The following is a 25,386-nucleotide window of genomic DNA, read 5'->3' on the forward strand; positions in this document are numbered from 1 at the left end:
CAGAGAAGGGAGGGCGCGATTTTACCGGCCTGCTCCGGTTTCAGCCAGTCTCCACCTTCAAGCCCTTGGCCGCGCGGTGCTGCCCGACCCACCGGCCGCACTTAATCCAAGGCCGCCTCGTGGCGCAACAGCGCTGTATCCAGAAAATCAATGTGTCCGTACCCGAGCGCCAAGGCACCTTCGCGCACAAAGTATTTGAGCTCTTTGGCCAGCGTCTGGCGGGTCACGCCCAGCATCATGGCCAGCTCTTCATGGGAGACCTGTACACCCTGCCGGGTCTGCGCCGCCATGGTCATGTCGCCTTTGGCCAAGGTAATCAGCCGCCGCGCCACACGCATGCGGGTGGATCGCAACATGGTGTCCTCGATCAGCCCGAACAAACCCCGCACCCGGGCACAGAGCAGGGTCGTCATGCCGTGGGCAAACCCCAGACGCTGCATCAGGCGCTTGAAGTCCGCAGCGGTGATCACGAGGACCTCCCCTTCCTGCACCGCAGTCACATCATGGGGTCGGGTCTGTCCGTCCAGCAAGGTCGTCTCGCCGAACCAGTTGCCCGGCTCCAGCACGGAGAGAATGCCCTCCCGGCCATCCTCACCTGTGGCCGACACGCGCAACAGGCCGGACAGCACGCCATAAAAGCCGCCCGACACATCGCCCTTGCGGTAGACCGACTCCCCCACTGCCAGCGGCTGGACGACCGCCACCGCCAACATGGCCTTGCGCTCTGCCAGAGGCAGGGTGGCAAACCAAGGGTTCACAGACATTTTCTTCAGCAGTTCGGTTTTGGAGTGCGCCATCCATTCCCCCACGGTGAATACCCTAGATTGTCAAATTTTTAACAGTGTAACGCCGTCTGCCCCCGCTAACCTCGAATGCAAACCCTTCATGGAGTCATCAATGACCACACCGTCAGTGCAATCCCAGGTCAGCGAGCAGGAATGGCAACTCCGCCAGGACCTCGCCGCCTGCTACCGGCTGGTCGCCCTGTATGGGTGGAGCGATCTGGTCTTCACCCATATCAGCGCCCGCATTCCCGGGCCGGAGCACCACTTCCTCATCAACCCCTATGGGTTGATGTTCGACGAGATCACTGCCAGCAGTCTCGTCAAAGTCGATCAACACTGCAATAAGCTGATCGACTCACCCAACCCCGTCAACCCGGCAGGTTTCGTGATCCACAGCGCCGTGCACGAGGCCCGCGAAGACGCCGGCTGCGTGCTGCACACCCACACCCGCGCAGGCGTCGCGGTGAGCGCCCAGAAGGACGGCGTGCTCCCTTTGAGCCAGCAGTCCACCTTTGTGCTGGCGTCCCTCGCGTACCACGACTACGAAGGCGTGGCCTTCCGCCCTGAAGAAAAACCGCGCCTGCAAGCCGACCTGGGCCAGGCCAACTTTCTGGTGCTGCGCAACCACGGCCTGCTGGTGGTGGGCAAAACCATTGCCGACGCATTCCTGAGCATGTACACCTTCGAGGCCACCTGCCAGATCCAGATCGGCGCGCAGTCCGGTGGCGGCGCGCTCACCCATGTGAACCCGCAAATCGTCAAAGGCGTAAGTGAGGCCATGCGCGTGCAAACCGGTGGCATGGGCGGCGCCTTTGTCTGGCCGGCCCTGATCCGCAAACTCCAACGCATAGACCCCAGTTACCAGGACTGACCCTTTTCATGACCCCCACAGAATTTGACTACATCGTGGTCGGCGGCGGCTCCGCCGGCTGCGTGCTTGCCGGCCGCCTGAGCGAAGACCCGACCATCACCGTGTGCCTGCTCGAAGCCGGCGGCCCGGACACCAGCGCCTTTATCCACGCGCCCCTGGGCTTCGCGGCCACAGCACCCTTGGGCATCTTCAACTGGAACTACGAGAGCGTGCCCCAGCCCGGCCTGGGCGGGCGCCGGGGCTTCGCGCCGCGCGGCAAAGTCATGGGTGGCAGCAGCTCGCTCAATGCCATGGTCTACACCCGCGGCAACCCCCATGACTACGACCGCTGGGCCGCTTTGGGCAACCCCGGCTGGAGCTACCGGGAGGTATTGCCGCTCTTCAAGCAGTCCGAGAACAACCAGTGCTTCGGCAACAACGAATACCGCAGCACCGGCGGCCCGCTCAACGTGAGCTACCTGCGCAGCCCCAGCCCGCTGAACCAGGCCTTTCTGGATGCCTGCGAAAGCCAGGGCCTGCCCCGCACGCCCGACTACAACGGCGCACAGCAATGGGGCTGCGCGCCCGCGCAAGTGACCCAGAAGGACGGCGAGCGCTGGAGTGCGGCCAAGGCCTATGTCACGCCCCACCGCAACCGGCCCAACCTCACCGTGATCACGCACGCCCACACCAGCAAAGTACTGCTCGACGGCGTCCATGGCGACCAACGCGCCACCGGGGTGAGCTACCTGCACCGGGGCCAGACCCACGAGCTGCGTGCCCGGCGCGAGGTGCTGCTCAGCGGCGGCGCCTTCGGCTCGCCCCAGCTGCTCATGCTCTCGGGTGTGGGCCCTGCCGAGCACCTGCGCGAACATGGCATTCCGGTGCGCCACGTGTTGCCCGGCGTAGGCCAGAACCTGCAGGACCATGTCACCACGGTCCTCATTTACCGCACCCAACACCAGCAGGAGACCCTGGGCTTTTCGCTCAAGGGCGCGCTCAACATGGTGAAGTCGGTGTTCGAGTGGAGAGCCAAGCGCACCGGCTGGATCACCACCAACGTGGCCGAATCCCAGGCCTTCATGAAAACCCGGCCTGACGTGGAGGCGCCTGACATTCAGCTCGCGTTTTGCACCGGCATCGTGGACGACCACACCCGCAAAGCCCACCTCGGCCACGGCTACACCCTGCACGTCACCCTGATGCGGCCCAAGAGCCGCGGCAGCGTCACCTTGCAGAGCGCCAAGCCCACCGATGCCCCCCGCATCGACCCGGCGTACCTGCAAGACCCTGATGACCTGGAAACCCTGGTGCGCGGCACGCAGATGGGCTTTGACATCATGCAGGCGCAGGCCTTGCAGCCCTACCGCGGCAAGATGCTTTACCCGATTGAACGGGACAACAGGGCACAGATCGAACAGTTCCTGCGTGACCACTCCGACACCGAGTACCACCCCATAGGCACCTGCAAAATGGGCCCGGCCGACGACCCCATGGCCGTGGTGGACGCAGAGCTGCGGGTGCACGGCATCCAAGGTCTGCGCGTGGTGGACGCGTCCATCATGCCGGACCTGGTGACTGGCAACACCAACGCGCCTACCATCATGATTGCGGAAAAAGCCGTGCAACACATCCGGGCGGCCAAAGCCGCTAGCATGCAAGCCTGACCCAACCCGAGGACGTTTATGAAGCTGTATTTCTCCCAGGGCGCCTGCTCGCTCTCCCCGCACATCGTGATGCATGAAGCCGGCCTGGCGTTTGAAGCCATCCCTGCGCCCACCAAAACCCACCAGCTGCCCGACGGCACCGACTTCTACACCATCAACCCGCTGGGCTACGTGCCCTACCTCACGCTGGACGACGGCCGCAGCCTGCACGAAGGCCCCGCCATCGTGCAGTACCTGGCAGACCTGGTGCCCGAGAAAAAGCTGGCCCCGGCCAACGGCACCTTCGAGCGCTACAAGCTGCAAGAGTGGCTTACCTTCATCGGCACCGAACTGCACAAGAGCTTCAGCCCCTTGTTCAACCCTGCCGCACCGGATGCAACCAAAGAGCAGGCCAAGCAAACCCTGGCCAAGCGCCTTGCGTGGGTAGACAGTGAACTCGCCGGCAAAGACTACCTGCTGGGCGAACAGTTCACCGTGGCCGACGCCTACCTGTTTACCGTGACCAACTGGGCCCGCATCGTGAAGGTGGACCTCAGCACCTTTGCCAATTTGCTGGCCTACCGGAACCGCGTAGGCGAACGCCCCGGTGTGCAAGCCGCCATGCGCGCTGAAGGCCTGCTGAAATAAGGCCAAGCGCACTACCAAAAAGAAGGGCCCTCACGGGCCCTTTTGTTTGATTGCTATTACTTTGATAGCTGCCTGCGCATGATTCACGGGCGCCGGAGTGCCTTTTGACGCAAACCGAGGGCGGACCCTGCCCATAAGGCACATGCCGAAAACACCAGGCCGCGTGCCAAGCCACCGGGGCCATCGGCAATCCAGCCCACCACCGTGGGCCCGACAATCTGGCCGGCGGCAAACACGGTGGTGAAGGCGCTGATACCTGCTGCCCAGGCCGCAGGCGGCAGGTTGTGCCGCACCAGCGCCGTGGTCGATGCCACTACCGACAAAAACACCGCCCCGAACAACAACCCCGAAGCCAGCACTACCGGCCACCACTGGGTGAGCGCCGGCAGAATGGTCGCCACGCCCAACAAGGCATTCAGCGTGGCGAGCGGCCGGCCGTCGTGGTGCTTGTCGAGCAAGCGCGCCCAGATGCGGCTGGACGCCATCACCGCCACACCCAGCAAGGCATAAAACACCGTGACAGCGGCGGCGGATGTGCCCTGCGAGCGCAAAAGCGCCACCACAAAGGTCATATAGCCGATGTAGCCCACCCCGAAGAGCGTGTAGCCCGCCAAGCCGTAGCGGAAATCTGCCCACTGAAACTGCTGCGGCCCGCCGGCTGCCGCCTGCGCCTGCGGCAGGGCCCAGGCCGACATCACCCGTGCCGGCCACAGCATCACCGCGGTTCCCGCTGCACAAATCAGCGCCAGCGCCCACCAGGACCACTGCCAGCCATGGGCCTGACCCGCAAAACGCTCCAACAACCATGGCACCAACAGGGCACTGGCTACTATCCCCAAGCCGGTGCCACCGTAATAGATACCCAGCAGCAGACCGCCATGGCGCGGGTAACGCGCGCCCAAGCGTGCGGCCAGCAATCCACCGGCCACGAACACCAGGGCACTGGCAATACCGGCCAGCAGGCGCTGCACCAGCAAGGCATTCGCGTCGGTAAAAAATCCGCTCAGGGCCATGAATACGGTGGCCATCAAAGCCCCGCCCCACAACAACTCACCCGGGCCCCGGCTGTGCAGCAAGCGGGGTGTGAGCAGCGCCCCTATGAAGTAACCCAGCGCATTCGCGGTGTTCATGGCACCAGCCAGGGTGTAGGTCCAACCCAGGTCGGTGCGCATCGCGGGCAACAGCAGCCCATAGGCAAAACGGGTAATACCCAGCGACACCGCCGCCCCGACCGACAGCGCGAGGGCCAGGCACCAGCCGCGCGCGTCCACGGAAGGCAGCGCGGACTGCGTAGGGGTTGCCACAGGCTGGGTCAGGCTGCGCTGCCCTTGAGTCGGAACTGGCGTACCACTTGGGCCAACGCATCTGCCTGCTCACGCAAGCCTTGGGCAGCTGCAGCGCTTTGCTCCACCAAGGCCGCGTTCTGCTGCGTAGCTTGATCGATCATGCCTACCGACTGGTTCACCTGTGCAATGCCGCTGGATTGCTCAGTGGCCGAGGATGAAATCTCGCCAATGATCTGGCCCACACGCTGCACGCCATCCACCATTTCTTTCATGGCGGCGCCGGCCTCTTCCACCAGCTTTACACCGCCGTCTACGGCTTTGACGCTGGTGCTCACCAGGCCCTTGATCTCCTGCGCAGCCGCAGCCGAGCGTTTGGCCAGCATGCGCACTTCAGACGCCACCACTGCAAAGCCCCGCCCCTGCTCGCCGGCACGGGCCGCTTCTACTGCCGCGTTCAGCGCCAGGATGTTGGTCTGGAAGGCGATGGAGTCGATCAGGCCGATGATGTCGTTGATCTTGCTGCTGCTGGCAGCGATCTCATGCATGCTACCTACCGCCTGCGTCACCACCTGGCCACCACGGGCCGCGAGAGTAAAGGCGGAGTCCGACAACTGGCGGGCGGTTTGGGCAGCGTGGGCCGTTTGCTGCACGTTCTCAGTCAGCTCGGCCAGGGAGCCCACGGTGTCCTGCACGCTGCTGGCGGATTTTTCGGTGCGCTCCGACAGGTCCTGGTTACCCGAGGCAATTTCCTGGCTGGCCGTGGCCACGCTTTCGCTGGCATAGCGCACCTGCGAGACCAAGGCGCCCAAGCCCTCTTGCATGGCCTTCTGGGCATGCTGCAAATCGGCCACTTCGTCTTTGCCGTGCACCTCGATGTGCTGCGACAAGTCACCACCGGCAATCGCCTGCGCCAACAAGCGCGCGCGCTCCAAGGGCTGGCAGATGGAGTTCATGTTGAGAATGGTGAGCGGCACCACCACCAGAGAGGCCACACCCAGGGCAGCCATGAACAGCCACTTGATCACACCGCTGACCTTGTGCTGGTCGTTGACCGCGTCATTGGCCTCGTCCTGCAACACGCCTTCCAGTGACTTCATGTGCTTCATGACCTTGTCGATCTGAGCCAAGGCCTTCTGGCTCATGCGGTTGGCAATGGTGGCGGACTCGTAACCGCTGGATTTGAGTTGGTTGGCCACCGGTTCAAACAATTTGACGTATTCCTTGAGGTCCGCCTGCATCTCGCGGACTACCGGGTTGTCGGTGTCTTCCACCCCTTCGAGGAAGTGGCCTGCAATCGCATCCACTTCGGCCAGGTGGGACTTCCAGCGGGTGTAGGCCTTTTCGACCTCCGCGGGACGCTCGTATTCGATGATCATGTCCTTTTCGGCCTCGCGCACCGTGCTCATGGCAGCCTGCAAGCGGCCCAGGTGCTGCATCTCGGCGAAGGAGTTGTCCAGAAAAGCGTCGCTCTGGTCCTGAATCTTGCCCATGCCCCACAGGCCGCCACCGCCCAGCATGAACAACAGAGCCAGAACCATCGCAATGGCCCCCAACATACGCAGCCGGATGGTGAATTGGCGCATCATGGTCATCATGTTCATTGTTGTGTTCCTCGGGTGAGCCGGTCCCAGCGTTGGGCCATTCTTTCAGAGTCTAGGGGTGGTTACAAGCGGCAATACGAGGCAAAGCCGTCAGGACGCCCGCCATTTCCAACGACTCGGGCAACCAGAGAATCCCACAGACCGCTCCAGCACACCTTGACTTAGGTCATGCCCCGGTGCGCGGTGCCAGCACAATCACCGCCATGCCCGCCAAGGCCAAAGCCGCACCCGCGCAGTCCCACGCCGTGGGGCGAACGCCGTCCACCACCCACAACCACACCAGCGCGGTGGCGATGTACACGCCGCCATAGGCCGCATATACCCGGCCGCTGGCTGCAGGGTGCAAGGTGAGCAGCCACACGAACAGGGCCAGTGACGCTGCCGCCGGCAACAGCACCCACACCGGTGCGCGCTGCTGCCACCAGAGCCAAGGCAGGTAACACCCCACGATCTCAGCGACCGCGGTGAGCACATAGAGGCCGGTGGTGAGCAGCAGATGGTTCATGGGCACCTTGGAGTTTGCTCCCATTTTAGGAGCTGCTTGCGCATATTCCATGGGCGCCAGAGGCCATTTTTATCCCCAAAATCGACTTACTTGCCACCCTGCTCCGGTGTCCAGCGCTTAAGCAGCAAGGCGTTGGTCATCACACTCACCGAGCTCAGTGCCATGGCCGCACCTGCCACCACCGGGCTGAGGTAGCCCAACGCCGCCAAGGGAATGCCGGCCGCGTTGTAGGCAAAGGCCCAGAACAGGTTTTGCCGAATCTTGGACACCGTGCGGCGGCTGATGTCCAGCGCAGCCGCCACCAAGAGCGGGTCGCCCCGCATGAGCGTGATGCCGGCCGCGTGCATGGCCACGTCGGTGCCGCCACCGTTAGGGTTGGCCATGGCCATGCCCACATCGGCGGCCGCCAGCGCAGGCGCGTCGTTCACGCCGTCGCCCACGAATGCGACTGCCTTCCCATCTGCCTTGAGTGCGGCCACCTTGGCTGCCTTGTCGCCGGGCAACACTTCGGCCAGCACATCTTTAGCGTCTAGCCCCAGGCGCATTGCCATGGCTTCAGCCGCACCACGGTTGTCGCCGGAGATCATGACGGTCTGAATACCGCGAGCCTTCAGGGTCGCCAACGCTTCCTTGGCGCCGGGCTTGGGCTCGTCGGCAAACGCCAGCAGGGCCAGCAGCTTTGCGCCACTGGCGTGTTGCTCAGCCATCGCCGACACCGTGGCGCCACCGGCTTGCAAATCGGCCGCCTGCGCCGCGACCGGCGCCATGTCCACCCCCAGCTCCGCCATCCAGCGCAGGCTGCCCAACAGCAAGGTCTGGCCCCCCACTTTGCCTTGGGTGCCGCGGCCGGCCACGGCTTGCACGTCGGTAGGTGCGGTCACGGTGAGTGCTTTGTCTTTGGCCGCCTGCAGCACAGCGCGGGCCAGCGGGTGCTCGCTGCCGCTTTGCAAGCCGGCGGCCAAGGCCAGTGCTTCGTCATGGGTCAGGCCCACGGGCATGAGCGCGGTCAGCCGTGGCTGGCCCACGGTGAGCGTGCCGGTTTTGTCGAAGGCCACCACGTTCACCGTGTGCACCACTTCCAGCGCTTGGGCGTCCTTGATCAAAATGCCGAACTTGGCCGCTACCCCGGTGCCCGCCATGATGGCAGCTGGTGTGGCCAAACCCAGCGCGCAAGGGCAGGCAATCACCAGCACCGCCACCGCGTGGATCAGCGCCACTTCAAAACTGTGGCCTGTGAAGTACCAAGCCAACAGCGTGACCAGCGCAATGACCAGCACCACGGGCACAAACACCGCGCTCACCTGGTCTACCAGCCGCTGGATGGGCGCCTTGGCAGCCTGCGCGTCTTCCACCAGGCGGATGATGCTGGAGAGCACCGTGTCCACCCCCACCGCCCGCACCTGCAGCACCACGCGGCCTTCGCCATTGATGCTGCCGCCCGTGAGCTTGGCGCCCACGTCTTTGGTCACTGGCAGCGGTTCGCCGGTCAGCATGGATTCGTCCACCTGCGTGCGGCCCTCGAGAAGGGTGCCGTCTACCGGAAAGCGCTCACCGGGTTTGACCACAATTTTGTCGCCCACCAACACCTCAGCCACGGGCACATCCACGGTATGGCCCCCACGCTCCCCCACTGCGTGCGGGTCGCTGCCCCCCGAGGGGGCCGTGCCTTGCTCGGGGCGGCCCGTCGCTGCGGCTCCCATCCCGACCAACAGGTGCGCCGTGTCCGGGCGCAGGCTGTGCAGGGCGCGAATGGCGGCCGTCGTCTGCCGCTTGGCCCGGGCTTCCAGCCATTTGCCCAAAAGCACCAGCGTCACCACCACGGCGCTGCCTTCAAAGTACAGGTGCGGCTCCATGGCGGGCATGCCATGCGCGCTGTGGTCAGGGGCGGTCAGCCACAACCACATGGACAAAGCCCAACCCGCTGTGGTGCCCAGCGCCACCAGCAAATCCATATTGCCGGTGCGAGCCAGCAGCGCATGCCAACCGGCCTTGTAGAAACGTGCCCCCAAAATGAACTGCACCGGCGTGGCCAGCAAAAATTGCCACAGTGCCGGCAGCATCCAGTCTTTGCCGAACAGGTCACCGACCATGGGCAGTACCAGCGGCGCACACAGCGCAAGGCCTATGCCCACCGGCCCGAATCCGGCCCATGGCGAGGCATCCACCGCGTCAATTGCCGCACTGGGCGCCAGCGGCTCATAGCCCGCGTCCCGCACCGCGCGGCGCAAGCGGGCCTCCATGCCGGCATCGTGCACGGCGATGCGGGCGGACTCGGTGGCCAGGTTCACCGTGGCGCTGTCCACGCCGGGCACCCTTTTCAGGGCTTTTTCCACACGCATCACACACGATGCGCAAGTCATGCCGCCAATGCCGATATCGATGGTCGTGTGGGAGGGGGTTTCAGTACTCATGGTGCAAGCTTAGGCCTTGCCATGGTGGGAAGGTCAAGCGGCTACCCAACGCATGGGCACAAAAGCAATGCCTTTGGTCTCCACCCGCGGTCCGGTGGCCACAAACCCGAAACGCTCGTACACCGGCTGGGCATAGGGCGTGGAGTTGACGGTGAAGTAGCCGGGGTTCGCCTCGCCCACCACTGCACGGGCATGGTCCCACAGCAAGCGGCTCAAGCCCCGGCGCTGGAATGACGCGTCCACAAACAAGTGATACAAGTGGCTGGTATCGCGCACCGCCACCACCCCCGCCAGCGTGCCGTTGTCGACCGCCTTGAAATACGCGAAGCGCGGATCGGCCAAGTAGCCGGCTACAGCGTCGGGCGAAATCGTCTTGAGAAAATCTTCCGCACCCGCGCCGTCTGGCTGCAAAGTGAAGAAGCGGGTCACGCTACCGATCAGGCGGCTGATGACCGGAGCATCTTCGACCGTGGCTTTGATGATGTCCAAGTGAGCTTCTCCTCTTCGAGCGTCGGAAATCAAGCTTACGTGCAAATCCGTTCCCACAAAGAGCGGCAGGCCACTGACACAAGCGCTTGACCCTCCCACCATGGCAAGGTTCACAATGCCTTTATCTACCTTTCAGGAGTCCCCATGAACCAAACCTTTACCGTCACCGGCATGACCTGCGGCCACTGCGAGAAGGCCGTGACCCGCGCCATCCAGGACGCGGACCCCCAAGCCCAAGTAAAAATAGACCGCAGCGCCAACTTGGTGGAAGTCGAATCCACCCAAGCCCGCGACATCCTTGCCAAGGCGATTGCCGAAGAGGGCTATGCCGTCAAAGACTAAGTCAGCAACGCTGCCCGGCCAGCCCGTCAACATCGGCGAGGCTGCCCGGCAAAGCGGAGTGTCCGCCAAGATGCTGCGGCACTACGAGTCGCTGGGGCTGCTGGGCACCGTCACGCGCACCGACAGCGGCTACCGGCTGTACAGCGCGGCCGATGTGCACACCCTGCGCTTCATCAAACGCTGCCGCGACCTGGGCTTTTCGATGGCCGAGATCGGCGAGCTGGTGGGCCTGTGGCAAAACAAGCGCCGCGCCAGTGCCAACGTCAAGAAGATCGCCCAAAAGCACATGGACGAACTGAGTGAGCGCATTGCCGCCATGCAGGCCATGCAGCGCACCCTCTCCACCCTGCTGCACTGCTGCCACGGCGACGACCGGCCGGACTGCCCCATCCTCGATGACTTGGCGGGCGACAAGCGCACTGCTACGTAATTGATAGCTGCTCGCGCACATTCGACGGGCGCTATGAGCACATATCAATATGCTCTAAGGGCATCTTATTCAAGATACAAAAGCGCTCTATTTCAATCGCCTGCTATGTGGGCCGCAGCACCGACGGCTGTAGCGCCCACCGCTCCAATCAAGCTCTATACAGCTTCAGGAGCACAGCATGCGCACCAACATCGGCAACTGGGAACGCCTTATCCGCATCTGGCTGGGTGCCGTGCTGATCGGGCTGGCGGCCACCGACATCATCGGCATGTGGGGGTGGGTTGGCATTGCCCCGGTGATCACCGGGCTCATCGGCTGGTGCCCGTCGTATGCCATCTTTGGATTCAGCACGTGCCCTGCCAAAACCTGAAACGCTATGAAATCAGGAGCTGCTCGCGCTTATTCAACGGGCGCCAACGGCTGATTTGATTCACTAAAAACAGGGAAATGCTCTCCGGTTTGCACCAAAGCCGCGCGCACCGGTTTTGCGCTTTGGCGTGTTGAACCGCACAATGCCGGTGCATTTTGTACACAATCCTTGAAAAATATTGTGTACAAAGTTGGCATGCGGTTTGCGTACAGCCCCGGCATGAACGCCACTGCACCTGCCGCCATCGAAGTCATCGGGCTGACCAAGCGCTATGCGCAGGGCAAGCCCGCTGTGGACAGCATCCACCTGCGCATTGCCAGCGGCAGCTACTGCTGCCTGCTCGGCCCTTCGGGCTGCGGCAAAAGCACCACGCTGCGCTTGATTGCTGGGCACGAATCGGCGTCTGACGGTGACATCCTGCTGGAAAACCGCAACATCACCGACCTGCCCGCCGCCGAACGCGGCACGGCCATGATGTTCCAGAGCTTTGCGCTCTTTCCGCATCTGAGCGCCCTGGACAACGTGGCCTTCAGCCTCAAGATGAAGGGCGTGGGCAAAGCTGAGCGCCACGCCAAAGCCAAAGACTTGTTGGAGCGCGTGGCCATGGGCCATCTGGCAGACCGCAAACCGACTGAGCTCTCGGGTGGCCAACAACAGCGCGTCGCATTGGCACGGGCATTGATTACCCAACCGCGTGTGCTGTTGCTGGATGAGCCGCTCTCTGCGCTCGACCCCTTCTTGCGCATCCAGATGCGCGCCGAGCTGCGCCGCTGGCAAAAAGAACTGGGGCTGACCTTCATCCACGTCACCCACAGCCAGGAAGAGGCCATGGCCCTGGCCGACACCATGGTGGTAATGAACCACGGCGTCATCGAACAGGTAGGCAGCCCGCACGAGGTGTACAACCGGCCTGCCAGCGAGTTCGTGGCCCGCTTCATGGGCGGGCACAACGTCATCGAGACGCCCGAGGGCAAGGTCGGTGTGCGCACCGACCACCTGCAAGTGCTGCCGGCCGACCAGGCGGTGCCTGATGCCCCCCATACCAAGATGGCACTGATCACCGACGTGGAATACCAGGGCACCTACGTGCTGCTCGGCCTGCAGAACCCCGGCACATCGGTGACCGCATCGACCACCGCCGAAATCTCGGTGATGTTGTCTGAATCCACATTTGCCGCGCGGCCCTATGCCGTGGGCGAGACCGTGCAGCTGCGTTGGGCTCCTGAGGCCGCGCATCCGCTCCCGCACTGAGCGGGGCCTTTTTTCCCCAACGTCTTCGCAAGAAGTTTTCATCCTCCCCTCCGCAACCCTCAAGGAGTTTTCCCATGGCTGACGATCTGAAAGACACCCTCACCAACGCCGCCCCCGTGCAGCGCCGCAGCTTGCTCAAAGGCACCGCCGGCATCTTGGCCGCCGGCATGTTCCCCGCAGTGCACTCTGCAGAACCCATCGTGCTGCGTTACTTGGGCACCGCCGTGAACCAGGACAAGGCCATCGGCGAAAAGTTCGAAAAAGACACCGGCATCAAGATCCAGTACGTGGCCGTCACTACCGATGACGTGACCAAGCGCGCCGTCACTGCGCCCAACAGCTTTGATCTGATCGATACCGAATACTTCTCCCTGAAAAACATCGTGCCCACCGGCAACCTGAAGGGCATCGACACCAAGCGCATCAAAAACGCGGACAAGATCACCACCCTGTTCACAACCGGCATGGTGGCAGGCAAGGCCGTGGGCGACCAAGGCACCGCTCCCAAGAAGACCATCTTCCTGGAAGGCGAAAAGAGCAAAGTGTTCGCCAAGAGCCCGACCCAGTTCATGTCCATCATTCCCACCGTGTACAACGCCGACACGCTGGGTATCCGCCCTGACCTGATCAAGCGCCCCATCTCTTCCTGGGCTGAGCTACTCAACCCCGAATTCAAGGGCAAGGCCGCGATTCTGAACATTCCTTCCATCGGCATCATGGACGCCGCCATGGTCGTGGAAGCCATGGGCATCTACAAATACCCCGACAAGGGCAACATGACCAAGAAGGAAATTGATCTGACGATCAAGACCCTGATTGAAGCCAAGAAACAAGGCCAGTTCCGCAGCCTGTGGAAAGACTTCAACGAGTCCGTCAACCTGATGGCCTCCGGAGAAGTAGTGATCCAGTCCATGTGGAGCCCTGCGGTCACCGCAGTGCGCACCAAGGGCATCGCTTGCACCTTCCAGCCACTCAAAGAGGGCTATCGCGCCTGGGCTTCCGGCTTCGGTATTCCATCCACACTGTCCGGCCGCAAGCTTGATGGCGCCTACGAGTTCATCAACTGGTTCCTGGACGGCTGGGCCGGTGCGTACCTCAACCGCCAGGGCTACTACAGCGCCGTGCTGGAAACCGCCAAGGCCAAGATGGAAGCCTATGAGTGGGCGTACTGGATGGAAGGCAAGCCTGCCACCCAGGACATCAAGAGCCCCAACGGCGATGTGCTGGCCAAGAAGGGCGAAGTGCGCGACGGCGGCAGCTACGAACAACGCATGGGCGGCATTGCCTGCTGGAACGCCGTGATGGACGAGAACGCCTACATGGTCCAGAAGTGGAACGAGTTCGTCGCAGCGTAACTTGTGGCCCACCCCTGTCCGGGCGCACTGCGTGTAGCCCGTTCCTCCCTCAAGGGGGCAACACCAGCGGTCTGGCAAAGCCAGTCCCGCGGTGTTCCCGGACATCACAAACCAACTGACATATGAGCACCAACACTTCTCCCACACTTCCGGCGGCATCTACCCCGGGCCGCACGCTTGCGGCCTGGTGGCAGGCCTTGCCGCTGACCACGGTGTTTGTGCTCTTCTTTTTGATTCCATTGGCCTTGGTGCTGATGGTGAGTTTCTGGGACTACAACCAGTACGAGATGCTGCCGGGTTTCACATTCAAGAACTACATCTCGGTGTTCGAAGGCTGCTTGTCGCGCAATGAGTCGGGCGACCTGTGCGTCACGCTCAAGACCTACCTGTCCACGTTCAAGTTCTGCCTGCTGGTGTGGGCCCTGACCCTGGTGATCGGCTTTACCGTGTCGTACTTTCTGGCTTTCCATGTGAAGTCCAGCGGCATGCAGGTGGTGCTCTTCGTCATCTGCACCATTCCTTTCTGGACCTCCAATGTGATCCGCATGATTGCCTGGGTACCGCTCCTGGGGCGCAACGGACTGGTGAATGACTTTCTGGTCGGCTACGGCATGGTCGACCAGCCGATTGAGTGGCTGTTGTTCTCCAACTTCTCGGTGGTCCTGGCCTTTGTGCACCTGTTCACCACTTTCATGATCGTGCCCATCTTCAACAGCATGATGCGCATAGACCGCAGCCTGATTGAAGCTGCCAACGACAGCGGCGCCAGCGGTTGGCAAACGCTGTGGAATGTGATCGTGCCGCTGTGCCGCACCGGCATCATCATCGGCTCCATCTTTGTCATCACCATTGTGATGGGCGACTTCGTGACCATCGGCGTCATGGGCGGTCAACAGATTGCCTCCGTGGGCAAGATCATCCAGGTGCAAACGTCTTACCTGCAGTTCCCCCTCGCGGCGGCCAATGCCGTGGTGCTGCTGGCCATTGTCTTGATGATCATCTGGGCGCTAACCCGCATGGTCGACATCCGGAAAGAGCTATGAATTCCGACCGTCGTTCGCCTGCCTTCTGGCTGTTGGCTGCATTTTTTGCCGCCTATGTGTTGTTCCTTTACGGACCCATGTTGGTCATCGTGGTGTTGAGTTTTCAGGGCCCGGATGGCGGCCTGACTTTTCCGATGCGCAGCATGTCCTTGCACTGGTTCCACAAGCTCGCAGAAGGGCTGGGCACAGTCGACATCAGTTCCGCACTGAAACGCTCACTGGGCTTGGGGTTGACCGTGATGGCGTTCACCGTCGTGTTCTCGGTACTGGCGGGTCTGGCGTTCCGCAAGAAGCTGCGTTTTGCGAATGTGCTGTTTTTCACCGTGGTGGCCAGTTTGATCATGCCGTCCATCATCGTGTCGCTGGGTATCGGCCTGGAGTTCCGCCTGCTGGATGGCGCCATCAAGAAGATGCTGGAGACCTTCGGCATGGAAAGCGCGTTGGAAAACTACGGTACCGCTTTGGGCATCTATACCTCGGCACTGGGGGCTCACCTGACCTGGACTTTGCCCTTCGGCCTGCTCATCATGTTTGCCATCTTCAACCGCTTCAACCCTGCCTATGAAGAGGCAGCCCGCGATCTGGGTGCTACGCCATGGCAGACCTTCCGCCATGTAGTACTGCCGCTGATTGCACCCTCGGTGGTCGGCATCGGCATGTTCGGCTTCACGCTGAGCTGGGATGAGATTGCCCGCACCACGCAGGCCATTGGTGATGTCAACACCCTTCCCCTAGAGTTGCAAGGCCTCACCACCACCGTGACCACCCCGTCCATCTACGCGCTGGGCACGGTAACCATGGTGGTATCGTTTCTCGTGATGGGACTGGCCATGGGGCTGTCCACCCTGCTGGCCAAGCGCCAGCAAGCAAAGCGGGACACATGAGCGAATTTGTTGCACTGACGGAAAACGAGATCTACGAGCGCATGGTGGCCACCATCCTGGACCACCGCCTGCCGCCCGGTACCAAACTCATTGAAGAAAAGCTGGCCAGTGCGTTCGGCGTATCGCGCACCCGCATTCGCCCGGTACTGGTACGCCTGGCCAACGAACAGATTGTGACGCTGACGCCCAACCGCGGTGCCATGGTGGCCCAGCCCACCGAGAAAGAAGCGCGCGAAGTGTTTGAGGTGCGCCGCATGATCGAACCCACCCTGATCGAATGCTTTATTGCCAGCGCTACAGCGGACGACATTGCCACCCTCACCCAGTGCATCAATGAAGAAGAGGCGGCGCGCGCCAGTGGAGACATGCGCCGTGCCATTCGGCTGTCCGGGGACTTTCACTTGCACATCGCGAATGCGTCCGACCACCAGACGCTGGGACGCATCCTGCGTGAATTGGTATCGCGCACCTCGTTGATCTTGATGACCTACAGCGACAACCATGTACAGGCCAAATCTGAGGCCACTTCGTGCGGCTGCCAGGAGCACCGTGCGTTGCTGGACGCCATCCGCTTGCGCGACCCGCGCGAAGCCGCCCGCCTGATGCACGAACACCTGGCACAACTGGAACAACAACTGCACTTCTCGGAAGCCGTGGACGATGCTCCGGACTTGTTGTCCTTGTTCGGCGCGCCCGCCACCGATTGACATCCATGCGCCGTCTGCTGGTGATCAACCCCAACACCTCGACCACGGTGAGCGCCCTGGTGCAACACCATGTGCAATTGGCCGCCGGACCTGACGTGCACGTAGACACCGTCACCGCACGCTTCGGCGCACCTTATATCGCTTGCGAGGCTAGCTATGCCGTGGCCGGCCACGCCTTGCTGGATGCGTGGGCGGCAGACCAATGCAATGCGTCCGTGCGGAAACCGGATGCCGTACTCATCGCCTGCTTTGGCGATCCCGGCCTGTGGGCCTTGCGCGAAGGCAGTGCGGCACCGGTAACCGGTTTGGCAGAAGCCTCATTCCTGCAGGCCAGCCGCCATGGGGGTTTTGCCGTGGTTACGGGTGGCGCCAAGTGGAAACCCATGCTGCAGCGCCTCGCACTGGGCCTGGATTTGCACCGAGCGCTGATCGATATTCATACCGTTGCACCCAGCGGTGTAGAGCTGGCCAATGATCCGCAAGCTGCCTTGGAGCTTTTGACTCAAGCCTGCCTGCAAGCGGCAGCCCACCCGGAAGTCCGCAGCATTGTTCTGGGAGGCGCCGGCTTGGCGGGTATGGCTGCGTCTGTACAAGCCCGGGTACCGGTACCAGTGATTGACAGTGTTATTGCCGGGACCGTGCATGTTTTGTCACTGGACGCACAATCCCAACGCAGCAACGGCTTTCCGGTGCAATGGGCGCAGGTATCGCCCGAGTTAAGCGCTCTGGGCAGCAGGTAAGCAAATTGCTGCAGGTGTAAAGGCTTGTAATCCGCGTCATCCCGGTGAACAACGCCCCGTTGTAGGTGCATAAACCGTCACTTCTGGCGGTGCGGGCCCCGCCCCTTGATGCATGTTGAACTTATCCACATTCCGTTCCGCTATTCAGAACCCTCGTTGGATTGCAGGCGCTTGTGTTGCCAGTGCACTCCTGATGTCTCCCTTGGCCCACGCTGATGACTGGACACCCCTGCTCGGGGGTGGCGCAGGTGCAGCGGCAGGTGCGGTTCTGGGACAAAGCGTGGGTGGCAAGAGCGGTGCGGTGATTGGTGGCGCATTGGGTGGCGCTGCTGGCGCCGCTGTAACAAGTCACGGCCGCAACCAGAATGGCGCGGTGATTGGTGGCGCCGTAGGGGGTGCCGCAGGTGCTGCAGTGGGCCAGTCAGTCGGCGGTCGCTCGGGTGCGATTGTCGGTGCGGGCATAGGCGGTGCTGCTGGCACCGGTATCGCACGCAACATGGGAAACCGACAAGTGCCTGATCGCCGTTTTGAAAGCCGGGGGCGCGAGGGCTACGGCTACCACACCGGCTACCGCCGGGGAGATGAACGATACGGCAGGGAATTTGACCACCACCACCGCCATGGTCACCATGGTCGCGGCCGGGGCCACGACCGGTATGACGACTAAGGCTTAGGCCTTCAAAGTCTGGCTAAAGAACGCCAGGGTGCGTTCCCACGCCAGCTTGGCAGCTGCAGCATCAAAGCGGGGCGTGGTGTCGTTGTTGAAACCATGCTGGGTGCCAGCGTATTGGTGCGCGGTGTAATGTACCCCTGCTGCTTTCAGTGCCGCTTCATAAGCAGGCCAGGCCGCATTGATGCGTTCGTCTACCCCGGCAAAATGGATCAACAAAGGCGCTTTGACCTTGGCAGCGTCTTCTGCTGCCGGGTGGTTGCCATAGAACGGTACTGCAGCCGACAAGTTGGGCAACCGCACAGCCAGTGCATGTGCGACACCCCCACCGTAGCAGAAACCGACAACCCCCAATTTGCCTGTCGCGTCTGGGTGAGATTGCAACCACTGGGCAGAAGCCACAAAGTCTTCTGCTGTCTTCTTCTGGTCCAAGGTCGCAAATAGGGTCCTGGCTTTGTCTTCATCGCCGAGATAGCCTCCCAAGGGCGCCAAGGCATCCGGCGCAAAGACCAGATAGCCCTCCAGGGCAAGGCGACGGGCGATGTCTTCAATGTGTGGATTCAAGCCCCGGTTTTCATGCACCACCAGAACGGTCGGCAACTTGCCTTGCGTGCCTGCAGGACGTACCAAGTACCCCTTGACAGTTCCATAGCCTGCGGGTGATGGAAGTTCCACCGAAGAGGTAACGATACGCTTGTCATCTTTGGCAATCTGCTGGGCAGAAGCAAAGTCCGGGCTCAACGCAGCCAGCAAACCTACTGCTGTCATGCCTCCTACGGCGAACTTCTGGGCTTTTTCCAGGAACCCCCGCCGGTCTACGACACCATGCACATAGGCATCAAAAAGAATGAGCAGTTCCTGATCAAAGTCTTGGGCTGTCTTGCGCGGCATGGTGTCTCCCCAAAAAAGTAGCAGGGTAGCCAAGTCGCGTGACGAACCGGCAAAGGTTTTGTCAAACCCCTACCGCCATCGCGTCTTTACACCGGTGCTACCGGCATGGACCCCAAGGGAACTTCGCCACCCAAAGCCTCCATCAAGTCCGGAATCAATTGGGACAGTTCACCGGTGGAAATGATGACATCGGCATCAAAGTTGTCGTCTTTGCCATCCCCTGCCGCCTTGGAGGCTTCTTCAAACACCGTGTCGAGAAACGTGACTTTTTTGAGTTGCAAGGCTTCAGTCAACACAAAGGAAACCCGGTCGTTCCAGGTCATGGCCAAGCGAGTCGGCATTTTCCCTAGGGCAATGTGTTGGCTCACTTCTTCAGTATCGAGAGGATGTCGGGTGTAGCGCACCACTGCTTTGGACTCGTCAGAGGCTTTTAGCTCACATTCCCGGTCAACGGAAAAATCTGTAGGTGATTCTCGTGTGGACAACCACACCGCCATGGCTGCTGCGGGAGATATCTGGGTATTGACCAACTGAACTGCAAAATCGGGGATGGCTTTGATCAATGCAGTCATCACCTCATCCGCCTTGCTTTGGCTGCCTGCATCCAACACGAGCCAGCCGCTTTTGGGATCTATCCACACCCCCACGCTACCCTGCTTGGTAAATGCCATGGGCAATAAAGCAAGACGTGCGTCATCCCGCAACTCTCGGACTTCTTTTTTGCCGGGTTTGCGACCGGTGCTGACTTCGATCTGCGCAACCTGTTCTTCGACCTTGCGTTTGACGACCGAACCGGGAACAGATTTCACTTCCATCATGAGCTTCAACACCCACTGGCCACCCACTACTTCCACCAAAGGTCCATGTGCTTGACCCCGGGGCTCTGTCCAGCCTACTGATTTTTCCTGACTGGCACCGCATTCCACAAAACGGTCCGCCTGCAATGCATCTTCAAGTTGGGCCTGCGTCACAGACCAGGGGGACACCAAGCGGTACACGATCACGTTTTTAAACACACAACACCTATCAATTTGTTAATCAGACATTTTCATGCATCTTTACAAATTGATATCGCATCTGCATGTCAGCGTTACATGCTGAAGCAACACTTGCTTTCAACCTGAAAGCAATGTCTGCTGCAGGTATCCACTTGAAGGACACTCCAATGAAACCCGCATTCAAAACTCTGGTGGTCGCCGGCCTGTTGGCCAGTGCCGGTTTTTCCGTATTGGCGCAGAAGCACGGTGCTGATGAAGGCCAGTACGACCAACGCCCCGGCTTGCACCGCATGGACCCCGCCAAAATGGAAGAAATGCATGCCAAGCGCAGTGCCGAACTGAAGGCAAAGCTGAAAATTACAGCGGCACAGGAAGCCAACTGGACCGCGTTCTCCAACAGCATGAAGCCACCAGCACCGCAAACCAAACCCGCCATGGACCGCGCTGAGCTCGCCAAGCTGCCCACGCCGGAACGCCTGGACAAAATCAAAGCACTGCGTACTGAGCATATGGCTGCCCGCACCGCACAAATGGAACAGCGCGATCAGGCCGTTAAAACCTTTTATGGCACGCTGACTGCGGAACAAAAAAAGGTATTTGATACCGAGTTCGCCAACATGAAAGATCACCACCGGGGTGGCATGTCCAAGCATTGAGCATTGCCAAACGCTCTATGAGCGCTACTCCTTGATCATGGTCAAGAACTCTGCGGGGTGACTCCCGTAGACTGTTCTTGACCATGAATCCATTGCCAACACCCGTTATTTCCGTCCGCACTGTCGGCTTCATGCGGCCTTTGGTGTGGCTTGGCATGGGTTGGCGGGATATTCAGCATTCCGGTATCGCAAGTCTGTCCCATGGACTGATGTTGACCTTTATCGGCGCTGCCATTGTCGCGTTCGCAAGAGATAAATTTTGGCTTCTAGCGGGAGCACTGACGGGATTCCTGGTGGTTGCACCGGTGCTGGCGACGAGCTTATATGCACTGAGCCGTGCAATTGAACGTGAGGAGCCTGCCGACTGGGAAGTCATCGCACAAACCTGGCTGAATTGGCAAAACCAGCGCCTCAATCGGTGGAGCGAAGACTATTGGTGCATGTTGCGTTTTGGCATTCTGTTAGCAAGTGCCGCTACGACATGGGTACTCACATCCGCAGCACTCATTACCTTGCTGGCACCGGCTCCTGTGAACTCTCCTGCGGATTTCATTCAGTTGGTAGTTCTCTCACCGCATGGCTGGCTCTTTGAGCTCTGGCTCGCTATGGGTGCCATATTGGCAGCGCCCATGTTTGCATCCAGTGTTGTCGCCATGCCTTTGCTGCTGGATCGCAAAGTCAATGTCAAAACCGCTGTACTGACCAGCTGGCAAGTGGTTCTTAGCAACCCTGGCGTTATGGCTTGGTGGGCTGCTTTGATCATGGGGTTCACATTTTTGGGACTCGCTTCCCTTTTGATAGGTCTGATTTTTGTGATTCCGATGCTGGGGCATGCCAGTTGGCACGCCTATCGGGATCTGGTTGCACCTGACATTGATGCCCACCTGCAGGACAAGGGTTCGACTCCCGCTACGGGTGCGAAGTGATGTTCGGCTTTTCTGAAGAACAGATCGCCGCTTTTGGGCTTACTTTCGGCGTGGGAGCTTTTATGCTCTACATGCTCTTCATCATCGGACAACTTGCATGGGAATCCAAAGCAGGCAAGTTTGGCACCTTTGTGCTTTTCTTGGGCTTGGCTTTCGGCATGGTGGGCTTTGCCGCAAAGTTCCTGATTCAGTGGTTCCTGACTTCTGCGCTGTAACCAGCTGCTTCAGGCACCCAAAACACGGTTTTTGCCAGCCCGCTTTGCCAGATACATTGCCTGATCCGCTCGGCGAATGGCATCAGCTGGTTCTTCTTCTGCAGCAACTTGAGCTACACCTGCACTGAAGGTAATCAGTACTTTCTCTGTTCCGGCCAAAAAGAAACGCTTGGTCAATTCCCGCTGCAAACGGGTCATGGCTTCAATGCCTTTGTCTAATGGCGTGTCGGGCAAAAGAATGACAAATTCCTCACCGCCATAACGTGCCAATGTGTCCTGGGGACGCATACATTCTTTGGCGACCCCAGCCAAATGCGTCAAAGCCACGTCGCCGGTTGCGTGACCCAAGGTATCGTTCAGCTTCTTGAAGTTGTCAATATCCAGCAGAGCCACGCTGAGCACGCTTTCATTGCGTCGCATGGTGGAAATTTCGCGGTTCAACGCCTCATCCAAACCCTTGCGATTCAAAGCTCCAGTGAGTGCATCATGTCGTGCCTGCAAGCTGACCCTGTCGAGTTCCTTATGCAATTTGGCCAGCTCGACCTCTGTCTGTTTGGCACGTTCCTGCATGGCACCCAACTGTTCTCGCGACAGCTGGCTTTCTTGCGCCATATTGCGCGTTGTGCCCACAACCTCTTTCAACACCGGCGCAATGTCCGCGATGCTCCTGGCTTGCTCAATCAGACGGGCACTTTCTTCCAGTTTGCTTTGAAACGTGCCGGTGGACTGGGTCATCTGGGCAAGCCGTTCGATAAATGCAGCCAACATGCGCCGCATTTCGTCTTGCGCTTCCAACCATTTGTATTTGGCGTCTTTCTGTTTGAAGATGACGTCAGTCAAGAGTCGTTCCAACTCATCCATGCGCCGCAAACTCAATGGCGGTGTTGACACACTCATCAACGCATCCATCTGACCTTTGAGCCACTGTTCATCCAGACTCAGCTCACCGATGTTCGTGAAGATCAAATGCAGTAGCTTGAGAAGGCCCTTGCGAATTTCGGCCTGATCTTCTGCTGCAAAGGAAAGCCGGTGGCTGTAATTCACCAACATGGTTTTCAATGTGTAGGCATCCGCATCGGGTTTGCGCATGGCCTGCAGTAAAAAACCGGTTTGCTCCACAAAACGCTCGTCGTCTGTGCCCAGCGCCGGTTGTGCGTATTCAATCAACCTGGCAATTTGCGCAAAAAACTCTGCCGTCAAGGCTGGTGGATTGGATGACGGTTGCTCTGCGTTAGCCGACAAAGATGACGCCAAAGGCGATGTACCTGCATCTGACCCGACGACAGGTGCAAACGCTCCATAACCCACCAGTGCCGCTTTCACACCGTCCCAACTCAACCGGTCGATTGCGTAATCCAACAAGCCTTTTTGTTTCTGCTGGCCAGGTGTCTTGAGTGGCAACGACTGGGACAGGTCACGCAGAAAGTCTGCCGGAAACGGTTGCACAGAAGGAATACCGGCTATCTCGTTATAGACAGACTGGTAATTGGCCGGCGTAGGGACCAGCTTTCTTGCCGTGAGCTGCTTCAAAGTCTCTCGGGCAATCTCGAATGAACGTTTCTCAACCATGCTTGCTTCTCTTTCTGGCGTACACCCTGTTTCAAGCGCAAAAGCATTGTCAGCGGAAATGGTCAGGCCGGAACAAAAGTGCGTTGTAAAAGGCACGCTTCAACAACACAAGCAAATGAGCATAACTCTGTGTATAAACTCCATGACAACTTCTACTTATCCACAGATCAGAGGTTTTTTTTAGACTTATCCCTATTCCGGGTACATAACCAAAGCACAGTCACACACAAGAGTAGATGAACTGTAAGATGTTGTTTTATAAATGTTTTTATGGCTTATCAACAGAAAAGTGCTTCCCTTACCTACTACTACTATTTTGAATTTAAAGAAATAAGACAATAGCAAGGAAAACTTTTTCCCCACTTTTGCAAGACAGATTTTTTTCAGAGAAATCTTGTGTACATCTGCAATTTCTGTCGATAAATCAAGGGAAGACACTCTCACATCAAGTAAGATTTGCCACCTTCTGATGAATCTGCCTTAACCCTTTCATGCCAGCACCCTCTGCAGTGCAATCGTCACCCTCAAAGCGCAGCACGTTTGAAATCAAAAGCGCCCAATTGCCATTGGTTGCTTTGCTGGTGAAGACCAACGACTTTCAAACCCTTGCGGAAGAATTGAATGCTGCATTCGGACCGCAGGGTGAAACACCGGATTTCTTTGAGAAGGATGGTCTGGTCCTGGATTTCTCGTCTTTGGATGTCGATGTACCAACGCAAGGACTGGAACCTCTGCTACGGGTTTTAAAAACCTGTAATCTGATTCCTGTTGCCTACCGTTGTAACCACCCTGCTTGGGCCGAAGCGGCAGAGACGCTAGGTCTGTTCAAAGCGGAGCCGGAAGTTCAACGTTCAAAAGCTGCCACGGTAATTCCCGAACCAAGGCAGACACTGGTTCAGGAAGTCATCCGTGAAGTTCCCGGGCCAGCGACCATGGTGATAGACAAACCGTTGAGATCTGGACAAAAAGTCTATGCCAAGGGCTGCGATCTAGTGGTTTTGGCTATGGTAAACCAAGGCGCAGAAGTAGTGGCAGACGGTAACATTCATGTGTATGCAGCTCTACGCGGCAAAGCCATGGCAGGTGCCAGAGGAAATGCCAAAGCGAGAATTTTTGCGCTATCACTGGAACCGGAGTTGGTTTCCATTGCTGGCGTGTATCGCACCAGTGAGAATCCGTTTCCCAAGGAGGTCCATGGGAAGACGGCTCAAGTCCGGCTCAGTGATGACGGACAAGAAAAATTATTGATAGAAGCCCTCAAGGCTTGAAACATTTCACTTCTTATTGAAAGACCTGCTTCACATGGCCAAGATCATTGTTGTTACATCGGGCAAAGGCGGGGTTGGCAAAACGACAACCAGCGCTAGTTTTGCAACAGGGTTGGCATTGCGTGGACACAAAACCGCTGTCATTGACTTTGATGTGGGTTTGCGCAATCTGGACCTGATCATGGGCTGTGAGCGTCGTGTCGTCTATGACCTGATCAATGTGATCCAGGGCGAAGCCAACCTGAATCAGGCACTGATCAAAGACAAGCAATGCGATAACTTGTACATCCTTGCTGCCTCACAAACACGAGACAAAGATGCGCTCACGCAGGAAGGCGTGGAGCGGGTGTTGAATGACTTGTCGTCCATGGACTTCGAGTACATCGTGTGCGACTCGCCTGCTGGTATTGAGACCGGCGCACTGATGGCAATGCATTTCGCTGACGAAGCCCTGGTGGTTACCAATCCGGAAGTCTCATCGGTGCGCGATTCAGACCGCATTCTCGGAATGCTGTCGAGCAAGACCAAGCGTGCGATGGAAGGTACAACGCCGATCAAGGAGCATTTGCTCATCACACGTTACAACCCGGCACGCGTAGACCAAGGGCAGATGCTGTCCCTGGAAGATATTCAGGATATCTTGCGCATACCGTTGATTGGTGTGATACCTGAAAGTGAATCTGTTTTGCAAGCATCGAATCAGGGCGTTCCTGCTGTACACATGCAAGGCAGCGATGTATCTGAAGCCTATAAAGACGTGATCGATCGCTTTTTGGGTGCTGAAAAGCCCATGCGATTTACCGAGGCTCCCAAACAAGGTTTGCTGAAGCGCCTGTTCGGAGGGAAATGA

At 59.5% G+C, this 25,386-nt stretch carries 27 protein-coding genes; 18 read left to right on the top strand and 9 right to left on the bottom strand.

Annotated elements, in window-relative coordinates:
- Nucleotides 1-101: 101 nt before the first annotated feature.
- Nucleotides 102-797, bottom strand: a complete 696-nt coding sequence (locus RAN89_RS02785) for a Crp/Fnr family transcriptional regulator (RefSeq protein ID WP_313868148.1) — start codon at nucleotides 795-797, stop codon at nucleotides 102-104.
- Between the two features lie 100 nt (nucleotides 798-897).
- On the opposite strand from RAN89_RS02785, the gene RAN89_RS02790 reads away from it, so the two are divergent.
- From RAN89_RS02790 to gstA, 3 genes are read left to right on the top strand one after another with little or no spacing between them, the layout of a single operon-like run.
- Entirely contained in the window at nucleotides 898-1,656 is a 759-nt protein-coding gene (locus tag RAN89_RS02790) for a class II aldolase/adducin family protein (RefSeq protein WP_313868149.1), read from the top strand.
- Nucleotides 1,657-1,664: 8 nt separating this feature from the next.
- Nucleotides 1,665-3,302 (top strand): GMC family oxidoreductase, encoded by a 1,638-nt coding sequence (locus tag RAN89_RS02795; protein WP_313868150.1) that lies wholly within the window; start codon nucleotides 1,665-1,667, stop codon nucleotides 3,300-3,302.
- Nucleotides 3,303-3,320: 18 nt separating this feature from the next.
- Entirely contained in the window at nucleotides 3,321-3,929 is a 609-nt protein-coding gene (gene gstA, locus RAN89_RS02800; protein WP_313868151.1) for a glutathione transferase GstA, read from the top strand.
- 83 nt (nucleotides 3,930-4,012) lie between these two features.
- On the opposite strand, the gene RAN89_RS02805 is transcribed toward gstA, so the two are convergent.
- The 5 genes from RAN89_RS02805 to RAN89_RS02825 form a co-directional block, all read right to left on the bottom strand.
- The gene (locus tag RAN89_RS02805; protein ID WP_313868152.1) at nucleotides 4,013-5,233 is read right to left on the bottom strand and encodes a YbfB/YjiJ family MFS transporter; all 1,221 of its coding nucleotides are present in this window, start codon (nucleotides 5,231-5,233) and stop codon (nucleotides 4,013-4,015) included.
- An 8-nt stretch (nucleotides 5,234-5,241) separates the two neighbouring features.
- On the bottom strand, nucleotides 5,242-6,816 hold the full coding sequence (locus RAN89_RS02810; protein WP_313868153.1) for a methyl-accepting chemotaxis protein: 1,575 nt from the start codon (nucleotides 6,814-6,816) through the stop codon (nucleotides 5,242-5,244).
- A 166-nt stretch (nucleotides 6,817-6,982) separates the two neighbouring features.
- Nucleotides 6,983-7,321 carry a YnfA family protein gene (locus RAN89_RS02815; protein WP_313869330.1) on the bottom strand — a complete coding sequence of 113 codons (339 nt, stop codon included), beginning with the start codon at nucleotides 7,319-7,321 and terminating at the stop codon, nucleotides 6,983-6,985.
- Between the two features lie 86 nt (nucleotides 7,322-7,407).
- On the bottom strand, nucleotides 7,408-9,732 hold the full coding sequence (locus RAN89_RS02820) for a heavy metal translocating P-type ATPase (protein WP_313868154.1): 2,325 nt from the start codon (nucleotides 9,730-9,732) through the stop codon (nucleotides 7,408-7,410).
- Between the two features lie 33 nt (nucleotides 9,733-9,765).
- Nucleotides 9,766-10,221, bottom strand: a complete 456-nt coding sequence (locus RAN89_RS02825) for a GNAT family N-acetyltransferase (protein WP_313868155.1) — start codon at nucleotides 10,219-10,221, stop codon at nucleotides 9,766-9,768.
- Nucleotides 10,222-10,365: 144 nt separating this feature from the next.
- Between RAN89_RS02825 and RAN89_RS02830 the strand changes: the two genes are divergently transcribed.
- The 10 genes from RAN89_RS02830 to RAN89_RS02875 all read left to right on the top strand — a co-directional run bounded on the left by RAN89_RS02830 (nucleotide 10,366) and on the right by RAN89_RS02875 (nucleotide 18,010).
- The gene (locus tag RAN89_RS02830) at nucleotides 10,366-10,563 is read left to right on the top strand and encodes a heavy-metal-associated domain-containing protein (RefSeq protein WP_313868156.1); all 198 of its coding nucleotides are present in this window, start codon (nucleotides 10,366-10,368) and stop codon (nucleotides 10,561-10,563) included.
- Nucleotides 10,547-10,993, top strand: a complete 447-nt coding sequence (gene cueR / locus RAN89_RS02835) for a Cu(I)-responsive transcriptional regulator (RefSeq protein ID WP_313868157.1) — start codon at nucleotides 10,547-10,549, stop codon at nucleotides 10,991-10,993. The genes RAN89_RS02830 and cueR overlap by 17 nt, the downstream gene beginning before the upstream one ends.
- A gap of 178 nt (nucleotides 10,994-11,171) precedes the next feature.
- Nucleotides 11,172-11,363, top strand: a complete 192-nt coding sequence (locus tag RAN89_RS02840) for a YgaP family membrane protein (protein WP_087495702.1) — start codon at nucleotides 11,172-11,174, stop codon at nucleotides 11,361-11,363.
- A gap of 219 nt (nucleotides 11,364-11,582) precedes the next feature.
- Nucleotides 11,583-12,614, top strand: a complete 1,032-nt coding sequence (locus RAN89_RS02845) for an ABC transporter ATP-binding protein (RefSeq protein ID WP_313868158.1) — start codon at nucleotides 11,583-11,585, stop codon at nucleotides 12,612-12,614.
- 74 nt (nucleotides 12,615-12,688) lie between these two features.
- On the top strand, nucleotides 12,689-13,969 hold the full coding sequence (locus RAN89_RS02850) for an ABC transporter substrate-binding protein (RefSeq protein ID WP_087495703.1): 1,281 nt from the start codon (nucleotides 12,689-12,691) through the stop codon (nucleotides 13,967-13,969).
- Nucleotides 13,970-14,091: 122 nt separating this feature from the next.
- Nucleotides 14,092-15,012, top strand: coding sequence for an ABC transporter permease (locus RAN89_RS02855; protein WP_313868159.1), 921 nt, complete (start codon nucleotides 14,092-14,094; stop codon nucleotides 15,010-15,012).
- Entirely contained in the window at nucleotides 15,009-15,896 is an 888-nt protein-coding gene (locus tag RAN89_RS02860) for an ABC transporter permease (protein ID WP_313868160.1), read from the top strand. The genes RAN89_RS02855 and RAN89_RS02860 overlap by 4 nt, the downstream gene beginning before the upstream one ends.
- On the top strand, nucleotides 15,893-16,603 hold the full coding sequence (locus RAN89_RS02865; RefSeq protein ID WP_313868161.1) for a GntR family transcriptional regulator: 711 nt from the start codon (nucleotides 15,893-15,895) through the stop codon (nucleotides 16,601-16,603). The genes RAN89_RS02860 and RAN89_RS02865 overlap by 4 nt, the downstream gene beginning before the upstream one ends.
- A gap of 5 nt (nucleotides 16,604-16,608) precedes the next feature.
- Nucleotides 16,609-17,343, top strand: a complete 735-nt coding sequence (locus RAN89_RS02870) for an aspartate/glutamate racemase family protein (protein WP_313868162.1) — start codon at nucleotides 16,609-16,611, stop codon at nucleotides 17,341-17,343.
- A 193-nt stretch (nucleotides 17,344-17,536) separates the two neighbouring features.
- Nucleotides 17,537-18,010 (top strand): glycine zipper domain-containing protein, encoded by a 474-nt coding sequence (locus tag RAN89_RS02875; RefSeq protein ID WP_313868163.1) that lies wholly within the window; start codon nucleotides 17,537-17,539, stop codon nucleotides 18,008-18,010.
- Nucleotides 18,011-18,013: 3 nt separating this feature from the next.
- Here the strand turns inward: RAN89_RS02875 and RAN89_RS02880 are convergent, their stop codons facing one another.
- Together RAN89_RS02880 and RAN89_RS02885 are read right to left on the bottom strand one after the other, a co-directional pair.
- Nucleotides 18,014-18,904: a dienelactone hydrolase family protein gene (locus RAN89_RS02880; protein WP_313868164.1), complete on the bottom strand. Its 891-nt coding sequence runs from the start codon at nucleotides 18,902-18,904 to the stop codon at nucleotides 18,014-18,016.
- Between the two features lie 86 nt (nucleotides 18,905-18,990).
- Nucleotides 18,991-19,920, bottom strand: coding sequence for a recombination-associated protein RdgC (locus tag RAN89_RS02885; RefSeq protein ID WP_313868165.1), 930 nt, complete (start codon nucleotides 19,918-19,920; stop codon nucleotides 18,991-18,993).
- Between the two features lie 149 nt (nucleotides 19,921-20,069).
- Between RAN89_RS02885 and RAN89_RS02890 the strand changes: the two genes are divergently transcribed.
- The 3 genes from RAN89_RS02890 to RAN89_RS02900 all read left to right on the top strand — a co-directional run bounded on the left by RAN89_RS02890 (nucleotide 20,070) and on the right by RAN89_RS02900 (nucleotide 21,699).
- Nucleotides 20,070-20,558, top strand: coding sequence for a Spy/CpxP family protein refolding chaperone (locus RAN89_RS02890; protein WP_313868166.1), 489 nt, complete (start codon nucleotides 20,070-20,072; stop codon nucleotides 20,556-20,558).
- An 83-nt stretch (nucleotides 20,559-20,641) separates the two neighbouring features.
- Nucleotides 20,642-21,484 carry a DUF2189 domain-containing protein gene (locus tag RAN89_RS02895; protein ID WP_313868167.1) on the top strand — a complete coding sequence of 281 codons (843 nt, stop codon included), beginning with the start codon at nucleotides 20,642-20,644 and terminating at the stop codon, nucleotides 21,482-21,484.
- A complete protein-coding gene (locus RAN89_RS02900; RefSeq protein ID WP_313868168.1) occupies nucleotides 21,484-21,699 on the top strand; it encodes a DUF2788 domain-containing protein in 216 nt (71 codons plus the stop codon). Before RAN89_RS02895 ends, RAN89_RS02900 begins: the two co-directional genes overlap by 1 nt.
- Before the next feature lie 9 nt (nucleotides 21,700-21,708).
- Here the strand turns inward: RAN89_RS02900 and RAN89_RS02905 are convergent, their stop codons facing one another.
- On the bottom strand, nucleotides 21,709-23,268 hold the full coding sequence (locus RAN89_RS02905) for a GGDEF domain-containing protein (protein ID WP_313869331.1): 1,560 nt from the start codon (nucleotides 23,266-23,268) through the stop codon (nucleotides 21,709-21,711).
- A gap of 491 nt (nucleotides 23,269-23,759) precedes the next feature.
- Here RAN89_RS02905 and minC point away from each other — a divergent pair, with 491 nt between their 5' ends.
- Both minC and minD read left to right on the top strand, forming a co-directional pair.
- Entirely contained in the window at nucleotides 23,760-24,536 is a 777-nt protein-coding gene (gene minC / locus RAN89_RS02910) for a septum site-determining protein MinC (RefSeq protein WP_313868169.1), read from the top strand.
- A gap of 34 nt (nucleotides 24,537-24,570) precedes the next feature.
- Nucleotides 24,571-25,386, top strand: coding sequence for a septum site-determining protein MinD (gene minD / locus RAN89_RS02915; protein WP_087495716.1), 816 nt, complete (start codon nucleotides 24,571-24,573; stop codon nucleotides 25,384-25,386).

The organism is Rhodoferax mekongensis (assembly GCF_032191775.1).
Taxonomy (GTDB): domain Bacteria; phylum Pseudomonadota; class Gammaproteobacteria; order Burkholderiales; family Burkholderiaceae_C; genus Allorhodoferax; species Allorhodoferax mekongensis.